Source organism: Martinezella sp. CNPSo 3959 (genome assembly GCF_057784355.1).
Genome location: NZ_JBXSOV010000021.1, coordinates 26,631 through 50,959, shown reverse-complemented (window position 1 = coordinate 50,959; position 24,329 = coordinate 26,631). Strand labels below are relative to the sequence as shown.

Here is a 24,329-nt window from a genome sequence, read left to right as displayed (position 1 = left end):
CCAATGACTGTGAAAAGGTGCGCTTGCCACAATGCTGTGAGGCGTTAAAGTTGCCTTAATGTCATGTCATAACATTCGGGGCGTCCATGGCGTCGACACTCTTTTCTCTCGTCAAGAAAATCATCCGTAAAGGTTCACTCAGGCTTACGCTCGCATCCGGCGAGACCCATATGGTCGGCGACGGAACCGGAGAGACGGTGGCCGTCCGTTTTGCCGATCAGCAGGCTGAAGATGCGGTTGCCCGCGATCCGACGCTCAAGCTTGGCGAAATGTATATGGAGGGTCGCTTCATCCTCGAGCAGGGGGACATCTACGAGTTCCTGTCGCTGGTGAAGCAGAATACCACCAACGAGATTTTCGATTTCCGCATGGCGGCGCTGCTGCTCGGCCGCATCGCCTGGCAGCAGATCAAGAGCCGCTCGCCGATCAATCGCAACAAATACAATGTTGCGCATCACTACGATCTCTCGGCGAAGCTCTTCGATCTCTTCCTCGATGAGGACTGGCAATATTCCTGCGCCTATTTCAATCCGCCTGGCATCAGCCTCTTCGAAGCGCAGCTGGCCAAGAAGCGTCACATCGCCGCCAAGCTGCTGGTCGAGCCCGGTCAGAAGGTGTTGGAGATCGGCTCCGGCTGGGGCGGCATGGCCATGTATCTTGCCGAAGCCTATCCAGGCCTCGACGTGACAGGCATCACGCTCAGTGAAGAGCAGCTGAAGGTATCGCGCGAGCGGGCAGCCAAGCGCGGCCTCTCCGATCGCGTGCGCTTCGAGCTGCAGGACTATCGCTACCTGACGGGCAAGACGTTCGACCGCATCGTCTCGGTCGGCATGTTCGAACATGTCGGCATCGGCGACTATGGCAAGTTCTTCCGCAAGGTTTCTGAACTTCTGGATGACAACGGCGTCATGCTGCTGCATTCGATTGCCCGTCCGAAGCCGAGCTTTGCCACCAACGCCTTCATCGAAAAGTATATTTTCCCCGGCGGCTACATCCCCTCCATCGGCGAGACCACGCCGCCACTGGAAAAGGCAGGTTTGCTCACCAGGGACGTCGAAACCCTGCCGATGCACTACGCCTATACGCTGAGGCATTGGCGCAACCGCTTCGTGGCGCGCAAGGCCGACGCCGTCGCGCTCTACGACGAAAAGTTCTTCCGCATGTGGGAGTTCTATCTGGCCGGTTCCGAAATGGGCTTCCGCTGGGATGAGCTGTTCATTATGCAGCTCCAGATCACCAAAAACCAGTTCGCCGTACCGGATAATCGCAATTACATCGCGGAGCGCGAGGCGAAGCTGAAGGAATTCGAGGCAGGGCGCGCGCCTTTGGAGAAGGTGACGTTCTGAGCCTGGAGCAATTCCAGGAAAAGTGCGCAGCGGTTTTCCGTCCGGAATTGCGTGAAAACAAGGAGATGGAGTGGTTCAGGGATTCCGCGAAAAGCTGAACCGCTCTAATGCCGCCGTTTGACGGGGCCGGACCGTGGAAAGCTACGGTCCGGCCATTTTTATTCACGCCTGCACGTCGCCAAACTTGCTATCTGCCGACATGGACGGTGAAGGTGCCGTCTTGCACCGTACCATCCGTATTCAGTCCCGTAAGGCGCAGGGTGAATTGGTCGGTGCCCGAGAAACCGGGGTTCGGCGTGTAGTAGACGATGTTCCCCTGGACCGTCTTGCCCGAGCATAGATAGGCATTGCTGTCTTTCGGAAACTTTGCCGCGACCGGGCCATGCTCGACGTCAACCTTGCCGTGGGCAGGCTGTTTGATGACGCCTGTGTAGGGAAATCCTGCAAAGGTGCAGTCCTGTTTCACGAGTGAAGTACTCGTAATCTTCGTCTTCTTGCCGGGGGCAGCATTTCCCGAAAAATGGCTTTGTTTCGCCCCGCTGATCGGAGTGCCGACGCAGCCGGAAAGCGCCATGCCGGCAGTCAGGATCAGAGCTAGGGAGATTAGAGATATGCTCTTCATTCGTTTCTCATCTTTTGAAATGGGGGGCTATGAGATGGCGGGCACTTGGCAATTGCAGCCATTACCCACGATTGAGCATTTATACAGAAATTAAATCAGCGCGATAGGTCATCGCATGTCGAATGGCGTTCGGATTGGAGCAACCTGAATTTGATGTTCCGACCGAATTCGCCGCCTTGTGGTTAAGGGAGCGGTAACGCGATCAGCATAATTTGCAGCAACTCTTGGGTCGGACGGCCCTTTGTATTGCGTATCATGGAGTTTCGTTGTGTTTGCAAAATTAAGGTTCCTTTTCATTGGTGGCCTCTCCGTCGTCGCTTATGCCGGCGCTGCCGAGGCGGGCGATGGCCAGCATTTATGGTCGGGTGACTGGTACTTAAGCGTCGGTGCGGCCGGTTTCTCGGCACCGAAGTTCGAAGGCGGCAAGCACAACAAGCTGCAATGGTCGCCGCTGGTATCTATCGGCCGGCAAGGCCCAGGCCCGCGCTTTTCCTCGCGTAACGACAATCCGTCCTTTGCCCTGATCGAAAGCGATGCATTTCGCATCGGCATCGTCGGCAAATTCGTGCCGAGCCGCGACAGCAGCGATGGCCGCGAGCTGAGGGGATTGAAAAAGGTCAAGTGGGGTGTGGAAGCCGGCGGCTTTGCCGAAGCCTACCCCACGGACTGGTTGCGCGCTCGCGTCGAAGTTCGCCAGGGTATTCGTGCCCATAGCGGCGTCGTCGCCGATGCCGCGGTCGATGCCTTTACCGACATCACGCCGGAGCTTCGCGCCTCCGCAGGTCCACGCGTGACACTCGCCAGCAGCGATTATTTCGACACCTATTACGGCGTCAATGCGCGCCAATCGGCTGCCTCCGGCCTCAGCGGCTACAAGCCCGGCGGCGGTGTCAAATCCGTCGGCTTCGGCGGCGCACTGACCTGGAAGGCCTCGCAGAACTGGACGACCAGCACCTTCCTCGAATATACCCGGCTCACCGGTCCCGCCGCCGACAGCAGCCTCGTGCGCGAGCGCGGCGATCGCAACCAGCTGCTGATCGGCGTTTCCGCGAGCTACAAGTTCAATTTCACGATGAACTGAGCAACGGGCGAGGTCATGTTTCGTTATGGCCTCGCCGCTTGACCTCCGGTGCCGGATGTCACTACTACTCGCCTATGCAAAACACTGGCGACATCAACGGGCGCGTCGCTGACGCGCCATCCGGCAACTGGGTCTACCGCGTTCTGCCCCCGACGCTCTGGCCATACGCCCAGCTTGCACGCTGGGACAGGCCGATCGGCTGGCAGCTGCTGATGTGGCCATGCTTCTGGTCCGTGGCGCTTGCGGCCAATGCCTCCGTCGCCTCGGGGCAGGGCTCTCCCGGATTCGTGGTGATCTATCACCTCTTCCTCTATTTCGTCGGCGCCGTTGCCATGCGCGGTGCCGGCTGTGCCTATAATGACCTCGTCGACCACGAGATCGACATGTCCGTGGCGCGCACGCGCTCGCGCCCGCTGCCATCGGGCCGCGTAACGCGCCTGCAGGCCAAGGTATTCATCGCATTGCAGGCTCTGGTCGGCCTGCTGGTACTGCTGCAGTTCAACTGGTTTGCCGTCGTGCTCGGTGTCCTGTCGCTCGGCATCGTCGCGCTCTATCCCTTTGCCAAGCGCTTCACGGACTGGCCGCAATTCTTCCTCGGCCTTGCCTTTTCCTGGGGCGCCCTGATGGGCTGGGCGGGTCTCTTCGGAAGCCTGTCGCTTGCCTCGATCGTGCTCTATCTCGCAGCCATCCTCTGGACCATCGGCTACGACACGATCTATGCGCATCAGGACAAGGAGGATGACGAGCTGATCGGCGTGCGCTCGACTGCCCGGCTTTTCGGCGATCAAACGCGCCTTTGGCTGGTCGGGCTCTATGGGGTGGCGCTGCTCTTGATGCTGCTGTCCTTTGCGCTCGCGGGTACAAGCTGGCTGGCCTATCTTGGCCTTATCGTCGCCGGCGGCATGTTCGCCTATCAGATCGCCGTGCTCGATATCAACGACGGTGCCCAATGCCTTGCGCTATTCAAATCGAACAATCGGGTCGGGCTGATCATCTTCGTCGGCCTCTTCCTGTCGTTCCTGCTTCTTGCTCCCTGAAAACGCAAAGATTTCGGCCGCGGGATCGGTTCTCCCACGGCCGGTTTTTGGCGATATTCGGTTTTCGAGCCCTATCGGCTCAATGCCTTGCGATGATCTCGCGACCCTGGATCTTCATCTTGATGCCGAGCTTGCCCGTCGTGCGGCGCACGAGGAAGCGGGGGCGGCGATTTGCGAAGTAGGAATGGCGACGACGCGGCTGGCTGTCCTGCGAGCGGACGCCGCCGAGATGTTCTTCCAGCGGACGGGCCACGCCGTCGGCTTCGATCATCAGCATCGGAATACGGAAGGCTTCCGACCAGGAGCGCCAGTCGGCGGCGATATCGCTCAGGTCATGAGCGACGAGAAGGGGGATGCAGAGATCCGGATCGGAGTGATGCAGTTCCAGCGTGACAGTGACTTCGCCATCGCCATGGTCGATGGCACGGGCTGCAACACCCTTGAATGCACGCTTGGGCAAGGCGACGGACAGCGGCAGGCCGCTGGACGGCAGGATCTTGCGCAGCACTGCGCCGCGCTCATCGATCGTAATGGTGACGTCACCCTCGGCACCTCGCATGGCATAGCTGACCTGTTGCGGGAAGCGCGCCGGATCAAGCCGCAGTGTGGTTCCAGCCCAGTCGGGCTTCAGGACGGTATTAGTCATCGATTTCTCTACCCTTGCTTTACCTGAGAGCCGGTTGTTCCGGTCTTCTCTCGGAGAACTTTTGTCCTCTCGTTGTTGGGCAGATTAGGCGCCGTCCCTTCCAGACAGCTTAAAAATCGAGGTTAAGAAAACTTTGCGTCCTCAAATGGTTAGCAAAGTTGAATGCATCAGGGTTTCCATAAGGTGAATACAGGGCAGGGTGGTGCATCGATACGGTGCACGCATTGGATGAGTGCCTGTAAGTCTCAGGTAAGGTTTATATGAAATAATGTCAGCCAGATTCGCCGCTTTTATTAGAGATCTATTGGGATTCTGCTGATGATTTCCACTTATCTTGGTTATACGATCGCAACCAGAGATATGACGACGTCGCTCAATCAGGTGGCGCAGCAGTCGCAAAACAAGCGTTCGATCGACTATTACAATGCCAATATCGGCAAAGTAAAAGACGTCGACAGCTTCCTGAATGACTATCAATTATACAGTTATGCGATGGAAGCCTACGGGCTTTCCGACATGACCTATGCCAAGGCCTTTATGAAACAGGTCTTGACCAGCGACCTCAGCGATTCCAGCAGTTTCGCCAATAAGCTCACCGATCCGCGCTATAAGGAATTCGCTGCGGCGTTCAATTTCGGCACGAGCGCGACAGGCTCGACGAATACCGCGCAAACCAGCACGCAGGAAGACGACCTCATCGGGCTTTACCAACAGTCGTTTACGAATGAGGAGACGTCGGCGGCGACCGAAACGAGCTATTACAGCCAGAACATTGCCTCGGTTAAGACGGTTGATGACCTGCTCGGCAATACCCGCCTGCGCAATTACGTGCTGCAGGCCTACGGCATCGATCCGACCTATGTATCGAATTCGGCTCTGAAGCAGATGCTGACGAGCGATCCCAGCGATCCGAACAGCTACGTCAATCAGAATGGCAGCGCCGCCGACAAGGCTCTGGTGGCGGAATTCAATTTCAATGCCGACGGCACGGTCAAGACATCGACGCCGGACGGCGACACGGCCTATTACCAGGCCAATATCGGCAACATCACGTCGGTCGACCAGCTGACGTCCAATCCGCAACTGTTCCAATACGTCAAGACGGCTTTCAATATTCCGTCCTACATCACCGCGGATCAGTTCAATGCATCGGCCAAGGATGCCGCGACCGCGAGTTCGAACGGACTGACCGCCGTCATGGCCGAGTTCAATTTCCAGAGCGACGGCACGGTCGCATCCGGCTCGCAGGCGCAGACGTCCGGCCAGATAAGCGCCACCACGGCAGGCTATACCGCGAACTATCCGGGGGGGCCGCAGACGCTCAGCCAGCAGGCCGATGTGATGAGCGCCTATAATTTCACCGTGCCCTCGTTCGTTACGAGCGTCGGCGCGGCCGATAACGATCTCTATTACAAGAATCATATCGGCTCCATCACGTCGGTCGATCAGCTGACATCGGACACGCGTCTCTTCGATTACGTCAAGACGGCCTATGGCATCGATCCGACGACACCCGCCGCCGTCTTCAAGAATGCCTTCGCCGATCCGACGACCGCTGCCATCTTCGGCCTGACTTACGCCGTCTCCCAGTTCAATTTCCAGTCGGACGGGACGCTTGCTTCCGGCCAGACGGCGCAGTCCCAAAGCGAGATCGACGCGGCCTCCAAGGCTTATATGAGCAACTACCAGTCGTCGCAGTCGAACCTGAATACGGATGCGGTCAACAACTACAAGAACCGCATCGCTGACGTGAAGACCATCAAGGATTTCTTTGCGAGCAACACCTCCGACAGCAGCGCCGCCAATGACAGCGCGCCGGAGCTCTATCAGATGGCGCTGCGCGCCTATGGTATCGGCGAAAACGAAGTCACGAAGTCACAGCTGACCAGGATTCTCGAAAGCGATCCCTATGATCCGAAGAGCTACGTCAACTCGCTCAAGGATCCGCGGTTCACTGCACTTGCCAAGGCCTTCAATTTCGACAGCAAAGGCAATCTGAAGGCGCCGGTGCAGGCTCTGTCGCAGACGCAGATCAACAGCTATATCTCGCAATATTCCCGCCATAGCACGGCGGGGCTGTCGGGTGCCGAACTGACCAAGGCCAACAACGACGCCAAGACAGCCGCTACTTATTTCGCCACCAATATCGTCAAGGTGACCAGCGCCACGGATCTGCTCGCCGACAGCAAACTTACGAATTTCATCCTGACGGCTAACGGTATCGATCCGAAGACGGTCGATTCGGCGACGCTGAAGAAAGCTTTTGCCTCCGATCCGTCCGATGCGAAGAGCTTCGTCAACACGGCTGACGGTGCCAAGTTCAAGAGTATCGTCGAGGCGTTCAATTTCGGTACCGACGGCAACCTGACCGACAGCAAGCTCGGCACGGCGCAAAATCAGGGCGCGCTTTCAGCGACCAATGATCTCTTCCTGCATCAGACGCTGGAAGATCAGCAAGGTGACAGCAATCCCGGCGTGCGCCTGGCGCTTTATTTCCAGCGCAAGGCGCCTGATATCAATTCGATCTACGACATCATGGGGGATGCCGCCCTTTATGAGGTCGTCACGACCAGCTTCAGTCTGCCGAGCTCGATCTCCAATATGGACGTCGATACCCAGGCCAAGATGCTCGGCAATTTCATCAATGTGAGCGACCTGCACGATCCCGACAAGCTCAATCGGCTGCTGCAGCGATTCTCGGCCATGTACGACCTGCAGAACAATACGACCTCCTCGACATCCCCTGCGCTTTCGATTCTGACGAGTTCCTCCCCGGGCGTGGGTATCAGCGCCGACACGCTGCTTTCCATCGCGCAGCTGTCCTCATCGCGCTAACGGGCTCGACAAAAAATTTAACCTGTCTCATTGCCGCACTTCCGTGCGGCTGAGCTGCGTCATGCCCTTGTTTCCACAGAGATTCCGAGAATATTCGGACCTATTTTCCGAGTGCGGAATGGCTGCTTTCCACAAGCGCAGGAAGGAACTTATTAACCATCCTTGCCCTATTCGATTTGAGAAGCCAACGGCAATATCAATGACTGGGTTGCAGGTCTCATGCGTCTTTCCCGAACGACACTTTCCAATGCCTCGCAAGGCGTCCAGCCGGAGGGCGATCTCGACCCGGAGCAGGCGGCCGAAGAGGCGCGCCGCGCCGAGCAGATCGCGGCTCGCCGCGCGTTCCTGGAAGAGAAGATCCGCAACGCCCGCGAAGCCAAGCGCAAGGCTGAAGAGCAGCGTCACGCCGAGGAAAAGCGCCTTGCCGAAGAGGTGAGGAAGCGCACCGCCGCGGCCCCGCCGCCTGTTGTGGAGGCGCTTCAGGCCGCCGCCGTTACGAGCGAGCAGGAAATGCCGGTTCTGCCGCAGGGAATCTCCGCGGAAGATCTCGCATCGCCCGGCTGGCAGAATGCCTTCCTGATGGGGCCGAACGTGCGCTTCACCCGCACCCGTGAAAATGAAATTATCAGCCGCCGTCCGCCTGTCGAGCCGAAGGCTGAGATCCGGCCGCAGGCTTCCGCGCACGCCGCGATGCGGGTCATGGAGCCGCCCGCCGTCGAGGCTCCGATCGCCGCCGCCATTCAGCAGCCGATGCAATCATCAGAGTTCCATCTGCCAGCGCTCGAAGACATGCCGCTGGTGGTGGAAGGCTATATTCCGACAGTAATTCAGAATTCCCCGGCAACCGAGCCGGACGCATTGGAGATGACCGTTATCGCTACCGCATTCTCGAAAGCTCCTGCGATCGCGCTGGATGCTTCCCCTGTTCAGTCAAGTGTTCCCGAGTCCCTAGCCGCGCCTGTGGTCGAGTCGCGTCTTGTCCATCTTTCCGATTTTGCCTTCTGGGATGCGATGCCGTTCGATGGCGAATTCGTCTCTGCCCTCAAGGGGGAGCCGAAGCAGCCGGCGACGCCCAAGCCGGAAGTCGATGCCGAATCGATCATCGCCAAGTTCCGCGTCGTCGAGTGCCGCCGCCCGGCAGCGGCGGTCGAGCCGCAGCCCGTTGTCGTGCAGCCTCCGGCAGTCGAGATCGCAGCTCACGTCGAAACCGTTTCCAGACCGTCAGCAGCAGATATCAGCACGCCGGCCATGGACGAGCTTGCCGCGCTTGAGGCTGCCGTTCTGGCCCCCGTCGAGGCGGCCCCCGTCATCGTCGAAGCACTTGCTGCCGAGCCGCAGACTGTGGTGGTGCCAGCCGAAACATTCGTGCCGCCCGCTTTCGTAACCGCCGTCTATGGTGCCGAAGCTGAAACCCGGCCCGCGCCTGTCATGGTCGTGGCGCCGATGCCGACGAAGGCCGCCGCGCCGGCTGCTGCCCAACCGGTCGCCAAGGCTGCGCCGACGATCCCCGCGGTCGAAGCCGCCGCTCAGCGTTTGATCGACGCACCGCCATCGCGGATCTCGCCGCGCCGGCCCGCATCGCTGACGCCGCCCGAATGGCGGCCGATCGCCCGCTCCGCTGACGGCGAATACGAGCTGCCGCCGCGCGAACTGCTACAGGAACCTGCCGTTCGTTCCGGCGTGATCATGACGCAGGAAACGCTGGAGCAGAATGCCGGCCTTCTGGAAAGCGTGCTGGAGGACTTCGGCGTCAAGGGCGAGATCATCCATGTCCGTCCCGGCCCGGTCGTCACCCTTTATGAGTTTGAGCCCGCGCCAGGCGTCAAATCCTCGCGCGTCATCAACCTTGCCGACGATATCGCCCGCTCGATGTCGGCTCTCTCGGCGCGCGTCGCCGTCGTTCCCGGCCGCAACGTCATCGGCATCGAACTGCCGAACGTCAACCGCGAGACCGTCTATTTCCGCGAGATGATCGATTCGCCCGATTTCGAGAAGAGCGGCTACAAGCTGGCGCTCGGCCTCGGCAAGACCATCGGCGGCGAACCCGTTATCGCCGAGCTCGCCAAGATGCCGCATCTGCTCGTCGCTGGTACGACCGGCTCGGGCAAGTCGGTCGCGATCAACACCATGATCCTGTCGCTGCTCTACCGCATGACCCCGGAACAGTGCCGCCTGATCATGGTCGATCCGAAGATGCTAGAACTCTCTGTCTATGACGGTATCCCGCATCTGCTGACCCCTGTCGTCACCGATCCGAAGAAGGCCGTTATGGCGCTGAAATGGGCGGTGCGCGAGATGGAGGATCGCTACAAGAAGATGTCGCGCCTCGGCGTTCGCAACATCGACGGCTATAACAGCCGCGTTGCCTCCGCCAAGGAAAAGGGTGAGACGATCCACGTCATGGTCCAGACCGGCTTCGACAAGGGCACGGGTGCCCCGATCGAAGAGCAACAGGAAATGGACCTGACGCCGATGCCGTATATCGTCGTCATCGTCGACGAAATGGCCGACCTGATGATGGTCGCCGGCAAGGAGATCGAAGGTGCGATTCAGCGTCTGGCACAGATGGCGCGCGCCGCCGGCATCCACCTGATCATGGCGACGCAGCGTCCGTCCGTCGACGTCATCACCGGCACGATCAAGGCGAACTTCCCGACGCGCATCTCCTTCCAGGTGACCTCGAAGATCGACAGCCGCACCATTCTCGGTGAACAGGGTGCCGAACAGCTCCTCGGCCAGGGCGACATGCTGCACATGGCCGGCGGCGGCCGCATCTCCCGCGTTCACGGCCCCTTCGTGTCCGACGAGGAAGTCGAGAAGGTCGTAGCACACCTGAAGCTGCAGGGCCGTCCGGAATATCTCGATACGGTCACCGCCGACGAGGACGAAGAAGACGAGGAAGAAGATACGGCCGTCTTCGACAAGGGCGCGATTGCCTCGGAAGACGGCGACGATCTCTACGAACAGGCGATCAAGGTAGTCATGCGCGACAAGAAGTGCTCGACCTCCTACATCCAGCGCCGCCTCGGCATCGGCTACAACCGCGCTGCCTCGCTCGTCGAGCGCATGGAAAAAGACGGCCTGGTCGGCCCCGCCAACCACGTCGGCAAACGCGAGATCATCTCCGGCAACCGCAATGGCGGCGGCAATTCGGGCAATGAGGATTTCGATTGATCCAATTTGGGGGATGACGCTGGCTGCGATCGTCGTGGAGAGTGTGCACCCCCCTCTGTCCCTTTCGGGACATCTTCCCCACAAGGGGGGAGATTGTTAGCTTGCAGCCCTCTTTCGCCTCAAGCTGATAGCTCATTTGTTGAAATCGACGTTTCCGCCTTAACGAGGGCGGGCGTCAAACTCCCACCAATCTCCCCCCTTGTGGGGGAGATGTCACGTAAGTGACAGAGGGGGGTATCAGACGCTCAGCATGCTCAAGGCTAGTTTCTCTTCATACGGAGCGCATCAAACCCGCTCAAGCTTGATATGCGGCAGCGGCGGCAGCTCGACGCGAATGGTGTCATCTCGCTGCACCCGACCGCCCCTTGAGACAATGCCCATGATCCCTGCCTTGCGAACCAGACCGCCATCGGCATCCTTGTCGAGCACCGCATGCAGCAGTCCCTTCTGAAAATCGTCGATCTGCTTGCAGGGATTGCGTAAGCCCGTCACCTCGACGATCGCTTCCGCGCCGATATGCAGGCGCGTGCCTTGCGGCAGCGAAAGCAGGTCTATCCCTCGGGTGGCAATATTCTCGCCCATGTCGCCCGGCGAAACGGAAAATCCCTTTTCGGTGAGTTCGTCGAACAGCTCTTCGTGGATGATATGCACCTGGCGCAGATTGGGCTGGGTCGGATCGACCGCGACGCGCGAGCGATGCTTCACCGTCACCCCCATATGCGCATCGCCTTCGACGCCAAGCCCTGTCAGCAGTTGGATATGATCCTTGGTCTGCTTGCTGAACTCGTGCACGCCGCTGCTGCTGACCGTTGTCACATATATGCGCTTGTCGCCCATGCCGAACCCTTCCATAAACGATCTGGATCTTTATAAATTGGTATATACCAATTTCAAGGCGACAGATTTGTGATGGAAGAGAAAAATCGAAAGGCCGAAGGCGCAAAAGCTGCCAGAGGCTGGGCGAGCGTTGCTGCGGAGTTGCGAACTGCCATCGATACGGGCAGGCATGCGCCCGGCAGCCGCCTGCCAAGCGAGCGCGCCTTGTCCGAACAATTCGGCGTCTCCAGGGTGACGGTGCGGCGTGCGATCGCAGAGCTGGAAGGGGAGGGCTTGCTACGCGTCGCGCGCGGCAGCGGCGCCTATGTCCGCGCCGACATCCCCGTTCGTTTCCAACTGGGCGACAAGGTGCGGTTTAGCAAGGATCTGACCGCGACGGATGCGAACCTCGCGCGCAAGGTTTTTTCGGTCAGGGAAGTTCCGGCAAGCGTCGATATAGCTGCAAGGCTCAATCTCGAGCCGGGCGAGGCTGTGTTGGACATGTGCGTGATCGCCTATGCCGACGCGCTTCCCGTATCCGTCGTCACGCGCAGCTGCTCGGCGAAGCGTTTTCCGGGCTTGGCGGAGAAGTTCGCAGCAATGAACTCGTTCACGGCAGCCCTGAGGGAGTATGGCGTGATGGATTATTGGCGGCGCTCAACCGACATCGCGGCTCGGATGCCGACGGAAGTAGAGGCACGGCTTCTGCAGCAATCGCGCCTCGTGCCGGTGCTTGCCTATGCCGGCGAAGACATCGATGCCAATGGCACAGTCATTTCCTGCCAGATCGGCTGCTTCGCTTCCGAGCGGGTCGTCGTGACGGTCTAAACTTCAGACCTTCAACACCTTGCCCGGATTCATGATCCCTGCCGGGTCGAAGGCCGTCTTGATGCGGCGCATCAGGTCCATCTCGATATCGGAGCGGATGGAAGCCAGCTCGTCGCGCTTCAGCTGGCCGATGCCATGTTCGGCGGAGATCGAGCCGCCATGCTGCAGCACAAGCCCGTGCACGATCTTGTTGATCTCGCGCCAGCGTCCGATGAACTCGGCCTTGTCGGCGCCGACGGGCTGCGAGATGTTGTAGTGGATATTGCCGTCGCCCATGTGGCCGAAGGCGCAGACGCGGGCGCCAGGCATGGCGGCGACAACGGCCTTTTCGGCTTCGGCCATGAATTGCGGAATCTGCGCCACCGGCACGGAAACGTCGTGCTTGATCGAGCCGCCTTCCGGCTTCTGCGCGTCCGACATGCTCTCGCGCATATGCCAGATGGCCTTTTGTTGTGCTTCCGAGCTGGCGATGGTCGCATCCTGAATGAGGCCGGCCTCGTAGCCCTGTTCGAGCAGAGCCGACATCATCCGCTCGGCCGTTTCGGCCGAATCGGAGGTGGAGATGTCGATCAGCACATACCAGGGATGTACCGTCTCCAGCGGATCGCGCACGCCCGGAATATGCCGCGTGGTGAATTCGACGCCGATGCGCGGCATCAGCTCGAAGCCGGTCAGCGCCGTGCCGCAGAGGCTGGAGGCATTCTTGAACAGAGTCAGCGCGTCATCGACCGATCGCAGGCCGGCAAAGGCGACCTGATGGCCGAGTGGCTGCGGAAAGAGCTTCAGCACCGCGCCGGTGATGACGCCGAGCGTACCTTCGGCGCCGATGAAGAGATCGCGCAGGTCGTAGCCGGTATTGTCCTTCTTCAGGCGGCGCAATCCGTTCCAGATCTCGCCCGTGGGCAGAACGACTTCAAGGCCGAGGCAGAGCTGGCGCATGTTGCCATAGGCAAGAACGGCCGTGCCGCCGGCATTGGTGGAAAGATTGCCGGCGATGCGGCAGGAGCCTTCCGAGCCGAGCGAGAGCGGAAACATGCGGCCATGCTCGGCTGCCGCCTTGTGGACATCGGCCAGGATGCAGCCGCCGTCAACGATCATCGTATTGCCGACGGGATCGATATCGCGCACGCGGTTCATGCGTTCTAGCGACAGGATGATGTCCGAGCCGCCCTCGCGCGGCGTCTGGCCGCCGACAAGCCCTGTATTGCCGGTCTGGGGCACGATGGCCGTTCCGGTCTCGCTGGCAAGCTTGAGGATGGCCGAAACCTCTTCCACCGAGCCGGGCTTCAGCAGCATGGGCGAAGCGCCATGATAGAGCCCACGGTTTTCCACCAGATGCGGCGCAATTTCCACCGGATCCCGCACGGCATGTTTTTCGCCGACGATGACGGCGAAGCGATCGAGGAGGTCGGAAGAGGAGGCGGAGCTGCTCATGGCGTTTCCTTTGCCTGATGGTTTTAGTCTCTGGGCGCGGCCGCGCGGCGCAGCCGGTCGTTGATAGCCTCGCCGAGGCCCTCGTCGGGAATATGCGAAAAAGCAATGGTCGCAGCGCCGGTGGCATCGGCGCGCTTCATGAAATCGAAGAGGTTTGCCGCTGCTTCCGAGAGATCGCCGGTGGCGCTCAGATCCAGCACGGCAACGGCGTTCTCGCTGCCGGGAATGTCTGGCGTGCCGAAGCGAATCAGCGCCTCGCTTGCGGAAACCTCCGTGGCGTCGAGCCGCACCGCCGCTCCCGGCGCATAATGCGAAGCAAGCATGCCTGGCGCCTCGATGGCAGCGGAAGCCTTCTTCTTGCGCTTCAGTGCCTTACCGGCTACCCGCTCGATCTCGCTCGCCGCCAGCCCACCAGGTCGCAGCAGGCGCATCTCGCCATCCTCAACCTTGACGATCGTCGACTCCACGCCGACAACCGATGATCCGGCGTCGAGAATAAGAGAAATCCGCTCTCCAAGGTCGTCGTCCACATGATCTGCGCTGGTGGCGCTGATCTTGCCCGAGGTATTGGCGCTGGGTGCTGCAAGCGGTCGGTCGAAGGCGCGGATCAGCTCGCCGGCAAAGCCCTGCGGCACGCGGATGCCGACCGTGTCGAGGCCGGCGGTTGCCAGCGGATGGATGCCGCTATCGGGCTTGAGCGGCAGCACCAGCGTCAGCGGACCGGGCCAGAAGGCTTCGGCGAGCTTGCGCGAGATGGGGTCGAAGACCGCATAGCGCTCGGCCATGGCGAGGTCGCTCATATGGCAGATCAGCGGATTGAAGCGCGGCCGCCCCTTCGTCTCATAGATCCGGGTAATGGCGGCGGGATTGGTGGCATCGGCGGCAAGGCCATAGACCGTCTCCGTCGGCAGCCCGATCGGTAGACCCTCGGTGAGAGTCGCTGTCGCAACTTCGATCGCCGTTTGCGGATGTTCGAGAATGTCTATGTGTCGTGCCATGGCCTGCCTGCTTGCAGTTCAGGCCGTTTCTTATGCTCTTCGAGTTTTCGGATCAATCGTCAAAGCTGTCGAATGATGTCGCGGAGCTGCTCGTTGCGGGCGCCGAGGAGAAGAACATTGCGGATGGCGATCTGCGGATCGTGGGTGTGGAACAGTACGCCGTTGCCTCTGACGTCGCGGTTGATCGTCAGTTTCTTGTCTTCGGCCTCCTTGTCCGGATGGATGGCGACAGCGAAATACATCCGCGAATATTTGAGGCTGATGTCTTCGAAGAAGTTTTCCTCCTGGCCGATCCGGGCGAAGAAGTTGGCGATATAGAAAGCCCAGTTCACGTCCTCATAATGCGCGAATTGTGTCCGCGCCGCGGTAACGTGGCAATAGCCGAGATGCGGCGTGTCCTTCAGCGTGTGATGAAAGATGAGCTTCGGGAAGCGGATGGACCTATGGAAATTGTTGAGCCGGTCGTGGGTCTTCTCGCCGGCGTCCCTGAGCTTCAGCGCCGTGCGTTCGGCCACCTGTTCGTGGGTGAGGTATTCCCGCTCTTCCGCCAGCCAATGCGGCCTGCTGCGGTTGATGCGGCCGGTGCGCAGGAATTCGGTGTACCCCGTCGTCGATACCGGCTGCGCCGGTTCGGGCTCGGCGGGCTTCCCAGCGTCGAAATATCTGAGTTTGGCCATGCCGGATCTCGCTATAAAACTCTTTGGTGACATGATGAACCACGGAGCTTGAGCCGAGCTTGATCGCGCCGGATTGAAGGCGCCCCGATAGCGGCTCCGTTGGCGCTTTCTGCCGCCCAATTATTCCCCTGATTACCGGCCGTTCGCCGACCTGTCGCAATCAGGATAAAGCGTCATTGGTGGAATGGATATGCGATGCTTTGACCATCTCCGATGCATGCGCTCAAGCAATTGAATTACCTGTCAATATTCTCAGGATATGCAACCGTCTCATCGCCCTGTTTCGCCTGTCGTCAAATTCGAAGCCGATGTCGCATTGCAGCGCAGCGGCAGACGCGGCCGAGAGCTATGATGATATCAATCTCAAGGTGCCGTCTGCTAGGGAGACGGAGAATTGGGAAGCCGGTCAAAATCCGGCGCTGCCCCCGCAACGGTGGTGGAGTGAGGCATGGCGGATAAAGCCACTGGGCCGATTGGTCTGGGAAGGTGCCATGGGGTCCTGGCAACAGGGCCGCTCCAGAGCCCGGAAACCAGCCTTGGGCACATATGGTTTACTGACCGCGGCGGGCGGTCGGGGCATTGCTTTCGGCCGTCCCCAACGGCCTTGCATGTCCTCTGCTCGTCTTCCGGTATTGCGCAAGGATAGGCAAATGGATATCGGCAGCAAAGTTCTGCGGCAATTGAAGAACCACCGGGCAGGTTTGAGCCTGGAGCAACCCTTCTACACCGATCCGGATTACTTCAAGCTCGACATGGAGACGATCTACTATCGCGACTGGCTGTTCATCGGCCATGATTGCGAAGTGCCGCGGGCGGGCAATTACTTCACCGTCCAGATCGGCGATTATCCCGTCGTGATCGTCCGTGGTCGCGATCAGGTCATCCGCGCCTTCCACAATAGCTGCCGCCACCGCGGCTCGCGCGTCTGTACGACCGAGCGCGGATCGTCGGCAAAGCTCGTCTGCCCCTATCACCAATGGACCTACGAGCTTGACGGCTCCCTGCTCTTTGCCCGTCAGATGGCTGAGGATTTTGACAAGAGCCAGCATTCGCTGAAGCCGGTTCACTGCGAAAGCGTCGCTGGCTACATCTTCATCTGCCTGGCACAGAACGCTCCGGATTTCGCACCGGTTCGCGCCACGATCGAGCCCTACATGGCCCCGCATCATATCAGCGAAGCCAAGGTCGCCTTCCAGAGCACGATCATCGAAAAGGGCAACTGGAAGCTCGTCTGGGAAAACAACCGCGAATGCTACCATTGCGCGGCCAATCACCCCGAACTCTGCCGCACCTTCCCGGAAGCTCCGACGGTTACCGGCGTGCAGGGCGCGATGAGCGATCCCGTCATTACCGAGCACTGGGCGCGCTGCGAAGCCGCCGGCCTGCCGAGCGAATTCAAGATCTCTCCTGACGGACAGTTCCGCACCGCCCGTATGCCGTTGATCGAAGGCGCCGAAAGCTACACCATGTCCGGCCAGAACGCCGTCAGGCGGCCACTCTCGCCCGACGTTACGATCAATGGCATCGGCACCATGCTGCTCTTCCATTATCCGACGACATGGAACCACATCCTTGGCGACCACGCGATCTCCTTCCGCGTCCTGCCGATCAGCGCCGAGGAAACCGCCGTGACCACGAAGTGGCTCGTTCACAAGGATGCGGTCGAAGGTGTCGACTACAATCTCGAGGAACTGACACACGTCTGGACTGAAACCAACGACCAGGACCGCCGCATCGTTGAGGAAAATGCCTTCGGCATCCGCTCGCCGGCCTATGAGCCCGGTCCCTATTCGGAAATCCATGAAGGCGGCGTCATGCAGTTCGTCGAATGGTACACGACTTTCATGATCAACCGGCTGCAGGGCGACCAGGCCAAGCTGTCGGCGGTAGCCTGAGTATGAACATGGCCGTCTCCCATCCGCATCGACACCTCGACCAGATGCAGCCCTGGAACGACAGGCAGCATTTGCTTGAATGTCTCTCGGTCACGCCCGAAGCGCCCGACGTGATGACCTTCACCTTCGGGTCCGACAAGGACAACTGGTTCCGCTATCTGCCGGGCCAGTTCGTGACGCTGGAGCTGCCGACGGCTCCGGAGCCGGTCATGCGCACCTATACGCTATCATCCACGCCGTCGCGGCCCTTCTCTGTCGCCGTGACGGTGAAGGCGCAGAAAGATAGCATCGGCACGCGCTGGATGTTCGAGAACCTGAAGCCGGGTATGCGCATCAAGGCTTTCGGCCCGCTGGGCGATTTCAGCCACATCCGTCATCCGGGCGAGAAATATCTCTTCGTCTCGGCCGGCTCCGGCATCACGCCGATGATGTCGATGACGCGGTATATGTCGGACATAGCACCACTGTCTGACATTACTTTCGTTAATTGCTCGCGCAGCCCGACGGACATCATCTTCCGCTCCGAGCTCGAATATCTCGCCCGCTTCATGCCGAACCTCGATCTCGGCTTCATCGTCGAAGGCTGCGGCCGCACCGATCTCTGGTCGGGGCTGAAGGGCCGCATCGACAAGGCGAAGATCGGCCTGCTGGCGCCCGATTTCATGGATCGCACCATCTTCTGCTGCGGCCCGGAAGTCTTCATGGATGCCGTGCGCTCCATGCTGGAAGCGCACGGCTTCGACATGTCACGCTACCATCAGGAAAGCTTCCAGCCGGCCAATGCGGCGACACCGCTTGCGGAAGTCTCCGACGATGCTTCCGGCGAGGCGGCGACCACGATCCGCTTCACGATGGCGGGCAAGGATGTGGCCTGTGCAGCGGGCCAGACCGTGCTTCAGGCGGCGCGCGGCGCCGGCGTGCGCATCGGCGCCGCCTGCGAATCCGGCCTCTGCGGCACATGCCGGGTCATGAAGCTTTCGGGCGAAGTCGAGATGAGCCACAATGGCGGCATCCTCGATGATGAGATAGACGAGGGTTACATCCTCGCCTGCTGCTCGCGCCCGAAGACGGATGTGCAGATCGAGGCCTAGAGCCGGATGATTTTAGGTCTATTCGACCTAAAATCTGAATCCGCTCCAACTTCAAAGAAGTCGAGCGTGATGTCGTCCGAAAACCGCCCACACTTTTCGGCATCACGCTCTAGAAATCCTGGTAGTTCAGCTCGTTGATCTCGACCGGCTTTGTTTGCGGGGTCGAGGCCGTGACGACGGGGTCGATCTCGAGCATGAGGGAAACGAGCATCTGCCGCGGCCCGCTGCACATCTGTGCGAGCGCGATCGTCAGATCCGGCGCGGGCAGCGGTTTCGCCGGCAGGAGGTCGCCCTGCGGCCAGATCCTAGCGAGCTGGACCTTTGTCATCGGCACGACGTTGACGTCGATATCGGTAAGCGTGCCCGGGACCCGATAGGGGCAGCTTTTCTCCGAACAATTGTCCGACGAAGCAAACTGCCAGATGGCATAATTGTCCCAATTGCCGAGCGGGAAAGTGCCTTTGACATCAGGCTTGTAGCGCGCATACCACAAGGGCAGCCGCGACAGCAGCGGATAGGTACCTCGGTGATCGGCGATATAGCGTGCCGTATTATGATTGACGTAGAGAATAGGATAGCGGCCGGTTCTGACCTTGATGTGGGCGACATAGATCTGCGCATCGTCGAGCGACATGAATTGCGTCGCATCCATGCCGTCGATATCGAGCACCATCAGCTCATCGGGTTGCGGATCGGCATAATCGAGAAAATGATTGGCCTGGTCGATCGGATTGCCGGGCCGCCCCAGATGATAGGCGCCCCATAACAGGCCATTCGATTTTGCCAGCATGCGGCGCGTTTGAAACAGCTCACGGCTGACGGCGTATTTGCGCCACATCGTCCTGCAATGAGCCACGGTATCGCCGCCATGGTCGCCGGTGCAACTGAAGCTTTCAGGAAGTCCGTCGGACGCCTTTGAGATGAAACCGGCAATCCGCTTGTCCTGCAGGAATGCGGCCCAGTCGATGGTGTTCAGCTCGTAAGCATCGACAATCAGGGCGTTTTTCGGATCGCCCCAGGGCTGGCTCTCACCGGCCGAAGACTTGGAGACCGGCCCCATCAGGGCCAGGATCGTCAGCAAGCTGTAAATGAGGAGGTTACTCTTTCGGTATCCTTTCATGAAATAATAGTAAGGATTGCTGGTTAATCTTGGGTTAAGAAAGCAATCACTATAAATTCATCGTGGAGCCCCTTGTAACTCCTTAAATCGGTAGGGATTTGAGGAACTAAATAACGCGCCGCCGCGTTTCTTGTCGTCTATTCGGATATACGACGAAGCAGGCAGCGAAACCTTGCTCGGGAAGCATTCCCGACATGAAACGCCTACAGGCTTGAGTACAAAGCCGAACCAGGGAATGGAGATGAAAATGCTTGGTTTCCGTGCAAAAATCGCGACAGTCGCCTTAACGGCTGCCGTCGCCCTGACGAGCTTCACACCGTCTTTCGCCATGCAGATGCCCACCGCACCGGTCGTAAAACAGTCCGCGCCCACCCAGGCCGCGCCGGGTAATGTCGAGCAGGTACAGTGGCGTCATGGTGGTTACTATCGCCGCGGCTGGTATGGCGGCTACCGTGGTTATCGCGGCGGCTATCGTCATGGTTATCGCTATCATGACGGCTATTGGTTCCCGCTGGCTGCCTTCGGCGCCGGCGCATTGATTGGCGGCGCAATCGCCAGCCAGCCGCGCTATTACGAGCCGGCTCCGGCTCCGGCTCCGAGCGCCGGCATCAATCCGCGTCATGTCGAATGGTGCGAGGGACGCTATCGTTCTTACCGCGCTTACGACAATACGTTCCAGCCGAACTCCGGCCCGCGCCGTCAGTGCTACTCGCCGTATTTCTAAAGCGGTTCAGTTTTTCACGGAATCTCTGAACCGCTCTAGCTCTTTTTTACGCAATTCCGGAAGGAAAACCGCTGCGCACTTTTCCTGGAATTGCTCTAAGCGGCGCTTCCAGAACTGCCAATGCCAGCCGTCCGGTTTCCCGCCGGGCGGCTTTTTGCATGATTCGACGTCAGAGAATATTGACCCGTTTGAGCAGCCACCATGCCAGCAGCATGGAGGCGATGATGAACCCTACTGCATACCCGGTGCCGCTTGCGCCGCCCGCCAACGGCAACCCCGATGTGTTCATGCCGAAGAAGCCGGTCACCAGCGTCGGCGGCAGCAGAAATGCGGTCATGATCGACAGGATATAGAGATGCCGATTGATTTCGGAGGCGAGCTTGGAATCGATTTCTTCGTGCAACAGCCTCGCCCGTTCCTGCAGCGCATAGACGTCGTGTTCGACCGCTTCCAGCCGCCCGGTCAGCCGGCCCGCGACATCCTCGAAGCCGAGCGGCATTTCCTCATCGTCCGAGGCGGCGGCATGGCGCATCAGCGAGAGAACGGTGCGCAGATGGCGATGCAGGCGCACGATCGTCCTGCGGATGGGCGGAAGCTTGGCGCGCTCGTCGCGTGACGTATTGCCGTGGACGAAGTCCTCGATGGCATTCAACTCTTCGCTGATCTCGATGACGACGGAGATCAGGGTCCGTTGGAACTCGACGACGATCAGCTCGAAAATATCCACGGGATTGGAAAATCGTGCGGCGTTCTTTTCGATCAGCACCCGGGTTCGGTCCAGGCTGCGAAGCGGCTGCAGCCGGGTGGTTATCAGCACGCGATCGGTCAGCGCGAAATGCAGCCAGCCGATATCGTGGGTGTTGTGGGCAAAGTCGCGCTGGAAATCGACCAACGTGCCGAACAGCATCTGCTCGTCGACCGTAAGCGTTGCATGTGTTTCATGCGTGGTCAGCGCTATGCGGGCGGCTTCGTTCAGTCCGGGTGCATCCTCTAGGAAAGCCGGCACCCGGGCATCCACGAGATTGAGATGCAGCCAGAGAAAGCCGTCGTCGCCGAACAGCCTCGAGCGATCGGTATCGTCGGGCAGGCGCTCCGGCTTGGTTTCACCGGGACGGAGACGGTATGCCCAGATAAAGCCTGGTATGGTATTGGCTGTCGTGAGCGTATTCATGGGGGCATCGTTCGCTTTGTCTGAACAGTCGCCTTAGTCTTCGTTCATGACGGTTTTTTATTCAAGTCCACGCTTTGGCGGAATAATCGCGGATATGGGCGGCGATGTCACAGCCGCTCGGCGCGCGTAAGACGCATGTCCCGTTTGGGTTCGCGAGACGGTGGAAATCGACACCTCCTGCCATTTGAAAAAATTGACGTTTACGTAAAAATCAACTAGCTATAGCCATAAATGGTCGATGGTCCGGGTGAGGCGGGTCATTGCCAGTACCGATCCGGAGGAAATCATCATGTACAAGGCGCCCGTTGAAGAAATTGCGTTCACGCTGAAACATGTCGCCGGCATGGAGCGTGCCATGGAAGAGGGCATTCTGGGCGATCTCGGCACCGATCTTGTCGACGCTATACTGTCGGAAGCCGGGCGTTTCGCCGGTGAGGCGGTGGAGCCGCTCGCCGAGAATGGTGACAAGCAAGGCGCAAGGCTGGTGGATGGCAAGGTGGTTCTTCCCGATGGCTGGGAGAAGCTCTATCGCGACTGGATCGCTGGCGGATGGAATGGCTTGACCGCGCCGGAGGAGTTCGGCGGGCAGGACTTGCCGCACATGCTGAATATCGCGACGCTGGAAATGTGGAATTCCGCTTCGATGGCCTTCGGCCTGGCGCCGACGCTGACCATGGGGGCGGTCGAAGCGCTCCGGGCACACGGCAGCGAAGACCTCAAGAAGACATATCTGGCAAAGCTCGTCTCCGGCGAGTGGACGGGAACCATGAACCTGACGGAGCCCCATGCCGGCTCCGATGTCGGCGCGCTGCGCTCCCGCGCCGAACGCCGCGATGACGGTACCTATCGCATCTTCGGCCAGAAGATTTTCATTACCTGGGGCGATCATGAGGCGACCGAGAACATCATCCATCTCGTTCTCGCCCGCCTTCCGGATGCGCCAGCCGGCACGCGCGGCATTTCGCTGTTTCTCGTGCCGAAATTCCTTGTGAATGAGGACGGCTCGCTCGGTGCCCGCAACGATCTTTTCGTGCATTCGCTGGAACATAAGCTCGGCATCCACGGTTCACCGACCTGCACGATGATCTATGGCGATGGCAAATATGGTGCGGAAAAGGGCGCCGTCGGCTGGCTGGTGGGCGAGGAAAACAAGGGCCTCGCCTGCATGTTCACGATGATGAACAATGCCAGATTGGCTGTCGGCATCCAGGGTGTCGCGATTGCTGAAGCCGCGACCCAGCAGGCCATCGTCTATGCCCGGGCGCGCACCCAGGGCCGCGCGCCGGGTACGACATCCTCGGGCATGAGCCCGATCATCGAGCATCCCGATGTCGCGCGTATGCTGCTGACGATGAAGGCATTGACGCAGGGCTCACGCGCGATCTGCTACGCCTGTGCGCAGGCGATCGACATGTCGCATCGCGATCCCGAGAGAGCAAAATATTGGCAGGAGCGCGCTGCATTGCTGACGCCGATTGCCAAGTCCTTCTCCACCGATGCCGGCGTCGATGTCGCTTCGCTTGGCATCCAGGTTCACGGCGGCATGGGCTTTATCGAGGAGACAGGCGCCGCGCGCCTGCTGCGGGATGCCCGCATCGCACCGATTTACGAGGGCACCAACGGCATCCAGGCCATCGATCTGGTGACGCGAAAGCTGACGATCGCCAATGGCGACCACGTGCGCGGTTTCATTGCCGAACTGCGCGAGATCGCCGATTCCGTCGCCAAGTCCAATCTGGATGGTTTCGGCGAAACGGCGCCGCGGCTACAGGCGGCCATTGCCGATCTGGAAAAGACAAGCGAATGGCTCCTGTCGAAACAGGCAGAAGGCGCCGTTGCCGAAGCTCTGGCGGGCGCCACGCCTTACCAGCGGCTTTTTGGCCTCGTGCTAACAGGCTCTTATATGGCCAAGGGTGGCCTTGCCGATGCAGGCGATGGCGAGGGGGCCAAGCGCATCGCACTCTGCCGCTTCGTTGCCGAAAACCTCCTAGCCGAGACTGCCGCTCTCTCCGATCGGGTTATCGCCGGCGCATCCAGCCTCGAAGCCGCCCGCGCCGCATTAGCCTAAGGGAAAGCCATGACTGACCATATCCTCATCGAACGCCCCGAGTCCGCGCTGCATATCCAGATCATCCGGTTCAACCGGCCGGAAAAGAAGAACGCCATCACCCGCGCCATGTATCAGACGATGACCGACGCGCTGAAGGCGGCGGAAGCTGCGCCGGATATCCGCGTCCATGCCTTCCTGGGCACGGAAGGCTGCTTCTCTGCCGGCAATGACCTCGCCGATTTCCTTGCCTTCGCCATGAGCGGCAATATGGGGCGCGAAGTCATTGATTTTCTCGTCGCGCTGGCGAGCACGAAGAAGCCGGTCGTCTCCGGCGTCGATGGCCTGGCGATCGGCATCGGCACCACGATCCATCTGCATTGCGATCTGACCGTTGCCTCCGACCGCAGCCTGTTCAAGACACCCTTCGTCGATCTTGCCCTCGTTCCCGAGGCTGCTTCAAGCCTGCTTGCCCCACGCGTGATGGGCCATCAGCGTGCCTTCGCCCTGCTTGCGCTCGGCGAAGGCCTTTCCGCTGCTGACGCCAAGGAGGCCGGCCTGATCTGGAAGGTGACGTCACCCGACGCGGTGGAGGCTGAAACGCTGTCTCTGGCCGCAAAACTCGCCGCCAAGCCGCCCGAGGCCCTTCGGATCGCACGCGACCTGATGCGGGGACCTCCGGATGCCGTCCTCGACCGCATCCAGAAAGAGGCCGAGCATTTCGCCGCCCAGCTGAAAAGCGCCGAAGCTCGCGCGGCTTTCGAAGCTTTCATGAAGCGGTGAAGGC

At 60.0% G+C, this 24,329-nt stretch carries 19 protein-coding genes and 1 riboswitch; of the genes, 11 read left to right on the top strand and 8 right to left on the bottom strand.

All coding sequences use genetic code 11. The features are described from left to right. Positions 1–86: 86 nt before the first annotated feature. Complete coding sequence (locus AC13RE_RS27695; RefSeq protein WP_488565291.1) at positions 87–1,346, top strand: cyclopropane fatty acid synthase; 1,260 nt, start codon at positions 87–89, stop codon at positions 1,344–1,346. A 187-nt stretch (positions 1,347–1,533) separates the two neighbouring features. On the opposite strand, the gene AC13RE_RS27690 is transcribed toward AC13RE_RS27695, so the two are convergent. After that, positions 1,534–1,968, bottom strand: a complete 435-nt coding sequence (locus AC13RE_RS27690; RefSeq protein ID WP_488565290.1) for a hypothetical protein — start codon at positions 1,966–1,968, stop codon at positions 1,534–1,536. 295 nt (positions 1,969–2,263) lie between these two features. Here AC13RE_RS27690 and AC13RE_RS27685 point away from each other — a divergent pair, with 295 nt between their 5' ends. Further along, complete coding sequence (locus AC13RE_RS27685) at positions 2,264–3,049, top strand: MipA/OmpV family protein (protein WP_488565298.1); 786 nt, start codon at positions 2,264–2,266, stop codon at positions 3,047–3,049. Between the two features lie 74 nt (positions 3,050–3,123). After that, positions 3,124–4,086: a 4-hydroxybenzoate octaprenyltransferase gene (gene ubiA, locus AC13RE_RS27680; RefSeq protein WP_488565289.1), complete on the top strand. Its 963-nt coding sequence runs from the start codon at positions 3,124–3,126 to the stop codon at positions 4,084–4,086. Positions 4,087–4,165: 79 nt separating this feature from the next. Here ubiA and AC13RE_RS27675 read toward each other — a convergent pair whose 3' ends face one another. Then, entirely contained in the window at positions 4,166–4,732 is a 567-nt protein-coding gene (locus AC13RE_RS27675) for a DUF6101 family protein (protein ID WP_015339003.1), read from the bottom strand. A gap of 318 nt (positions 4,733–5,050) precedes the next feature. Between AC13RE_RS27675 and AC13RE_RS27670 the strand changes: the two genes are divergently transcribed. Beyond that, positions 5,051–7,567: a DUF1217 domain-containing protein gene (locus AC13RE_RS27670; protein ID WP_488565288.1), complete on the top strand. Its 2,517-nt coding sequence runs from the start codon at positions 5,051–5,053 to the stop codon at positions 7,565–7,567. 219 nt (positions 7,568–7,786) lie between these two features. Beyond that, positions 7,787–10,741 carry a DNA translocase FtsK gene (locus AC13RE_RS27665; RefSeq protein WP_488565287.1) on the top strand — a complete coding sequence of 985 codons (2,955 nt, stop codon included), beginning with the start codon at positions 7,787–7,789 and terminating at the stop codon, positions 10,739–10,741. Positions 10,742–11,026: 285 nt separating this feature from the next. Here AC13RE_RS27665 and AC13RE_RS27660 read toward each other — a convergent pair whose 3' ends face one another. Continuing rightward, a complete protein-coding gene (locus tag AC13RE_RS27660) occupies positions 11,027–11,578 on the bottom strand; it encodes an MOSC domain-containing protein (RefSeq protein WP_488565286.1) in 552 nt (183 codons plus the stop codon). 72 nt (positions 11,579–11,650) lie between these two features. Between AC13RE_RS27660 and phnF the strand changes: the two genes are divergently transcribed. Next, on the top strand, positions 11,651–12,385 hold the full coding sequence (gene phnF / locus AC13RE_RS27655) for a phosphonate metabolism transcriptional regulator PhnF (RefSeq protein WP_488565285.1): 735 nt from the start codon (positions 11,651–11,653) through the stop codon (positions 12,383–12,385). Between the two features lie 3 nt (positions 12,386–12,388). Here the strand turns inward: phnF and AC13RE_RS27650 are convergent, their stop codons facing one another. Genes AC13RE_RS27650 through AC13RE_RS27640 form a run of 3 tightly spaced genes read right to left on the bottom strand, consistent with a single transcriptional unit; the run spans position 12,389 to position 15,494 of the window. Beyond that, the gene (locus AC13RE_RS27650) at positions 12,389–13,819 is read right to left on the bottom strand and encodes an FAD-binding oxidoreductase (protein ID WP_488565284.1); all 1,431 of its coding nucleotides are present in this window, start codon (positions 13,817–13,819) and stop codon (positions 12,389–12,391) included. A 23-nt stretch (positions 13,820–13,842) separates the two neighbouring features. After that, a complete protein-coding gene (locus AC13RE_RS27645) occupies positions 13,843–14,817 on the bottom strand; it encodes an L-threonylcarbamoyladenylate synthase (protein ID WP_488565283.1) in 975 nt (324 codons plus the stop codon). Positions 14,818–14,876: 59 nt separating this feature from the next. Beyond that, the gene (locus AC13RE_RS27640) at positions 14,877–15,494 is read right to left on the bottom strand and encodes a DUF6656 family protein (protein ID WP_488565282.1); all 618 of its coding nucleotides are present in this window, start codon (positions 15,492–15,494) and stop codon (positions 14,877–14,879) included. Between the two features lie 349 nt (positions 15,495–15,843). Then, positions 15,844–16,047: riboswitch (cobalamin riboswitch) on the top strand. A gap of 97 nt (positions 16,048–16,144) precedes the next feature. Here AC13RE_RS27640 and AC13RE_RS27635 point away from each other — a divergent pair. Next, on the top strand, positions 16,145–17,389 hold the full coding sequence (locus AC13RE_RS27635) for an aromatic ring-hydroxylating oxygenase subunit alpha (protein WP_132715980.1): 1,245 nt from the start codon (positions 16,145–16,147) through the stop codon (positions 17,387–17,389). 2 nt (positions 17,390–17,391) lie between these two features. Further along, positions 17,392–18,480 carry a hybrid-cluster NAD(P)-dependent oxidoreductase gene (locus tag AC13RE_RS27630; RefSeq protein WP_132715981.1) on the top strand — a complete coding sequence of 363 codons (1,089 nt, stop codon included), beginning with the start codon at positions 17,392–17,394 and terminating at the stop codon, positions 18,478–18,480. A gap of 109 nt (positions 18,481–18,589) precedes the next feature. Here AC13RE_RS27630 and AC13RE_RS27625 read toward each other — a convergent pair whose 3' ends face one another. Beyond that, a complete protein-coding gene (locus AC13RE_RS27625) occupies positions 18,590–19,600 on the bottom strand; it encodes a GH25 family lysozyme (protein ID WP_132715982.1) in 1,011 nt (336 codons plus the stop codon). Between the two features lie 247 nt (positions 19,601–19,847). Here AC13RE_RS27625 and AC13RE_RS27620 point away from each other — a divergent pair, with 247 nt between their 5' ends. Then, positions 19,848–20,324 carry a BA14K family protein gene (locus AC13RE_RS27620; RefSeq protein WP_488565281.1) on the top strand — a complete coding sequence of 159 codons (477 nt, stop codon included), beginning with the start codon at positions 19,848–19,850 and terminating at the stop codon, positions 20,322–20,324. A gap of 169 nt (positions 20,325–20,493) precedes the next feature. Here the strand turns inward: AC13RE_RS27620 and AC13RE_RS27615 are convergent, their stop codons facing one another. Next, positions 20,494–21,495, bottom strand: a complete 1,002-nt coding sequence (locus AC13RE_RS27615) for a transporter (protein WP_488565280.1) — start codon at positions 21,493–21,495, stop codon at positions 20,494–20,496. 289 nt (positions 21,496–21,784) lie between these two features. Here AC13RE_RS27615 and AC13RE_RS27610 point away from each other — a divergent pair, with 289 nt between their 5' ends. Together AC13RE_RS27610 and AC13RE_RS27605 are read left to right on the top strand one after the other, a co-directional pair. Beyond that, positions 21,785–23,563 (top strand): acyl-CoA dehydrogenase family protein, encoded by a 1,779-nt coding sequence (locus AC13RE_RS27610; protein WP_488565279.1) that lies wholly within the window; start codon positions 21,785–21,787, stop codon positions 23,561–23,563. Positions 23,564–23,572: 9 nt separating this feature from the next. Continuing rightward, on the top strand, positions 23,573–24,325 hold the full coding sequence (locus AC13RE_RS27605) for a crotonase/enoyl-CoA hydratase family protein (RefSeq protein WP_488565278.1): 753 nt from the start codon (positions 23,573–23,575) through the stop codon (positions 24,323–24,325). Positions 24,326–24,329: the final 4 nt, after the last annotated feature.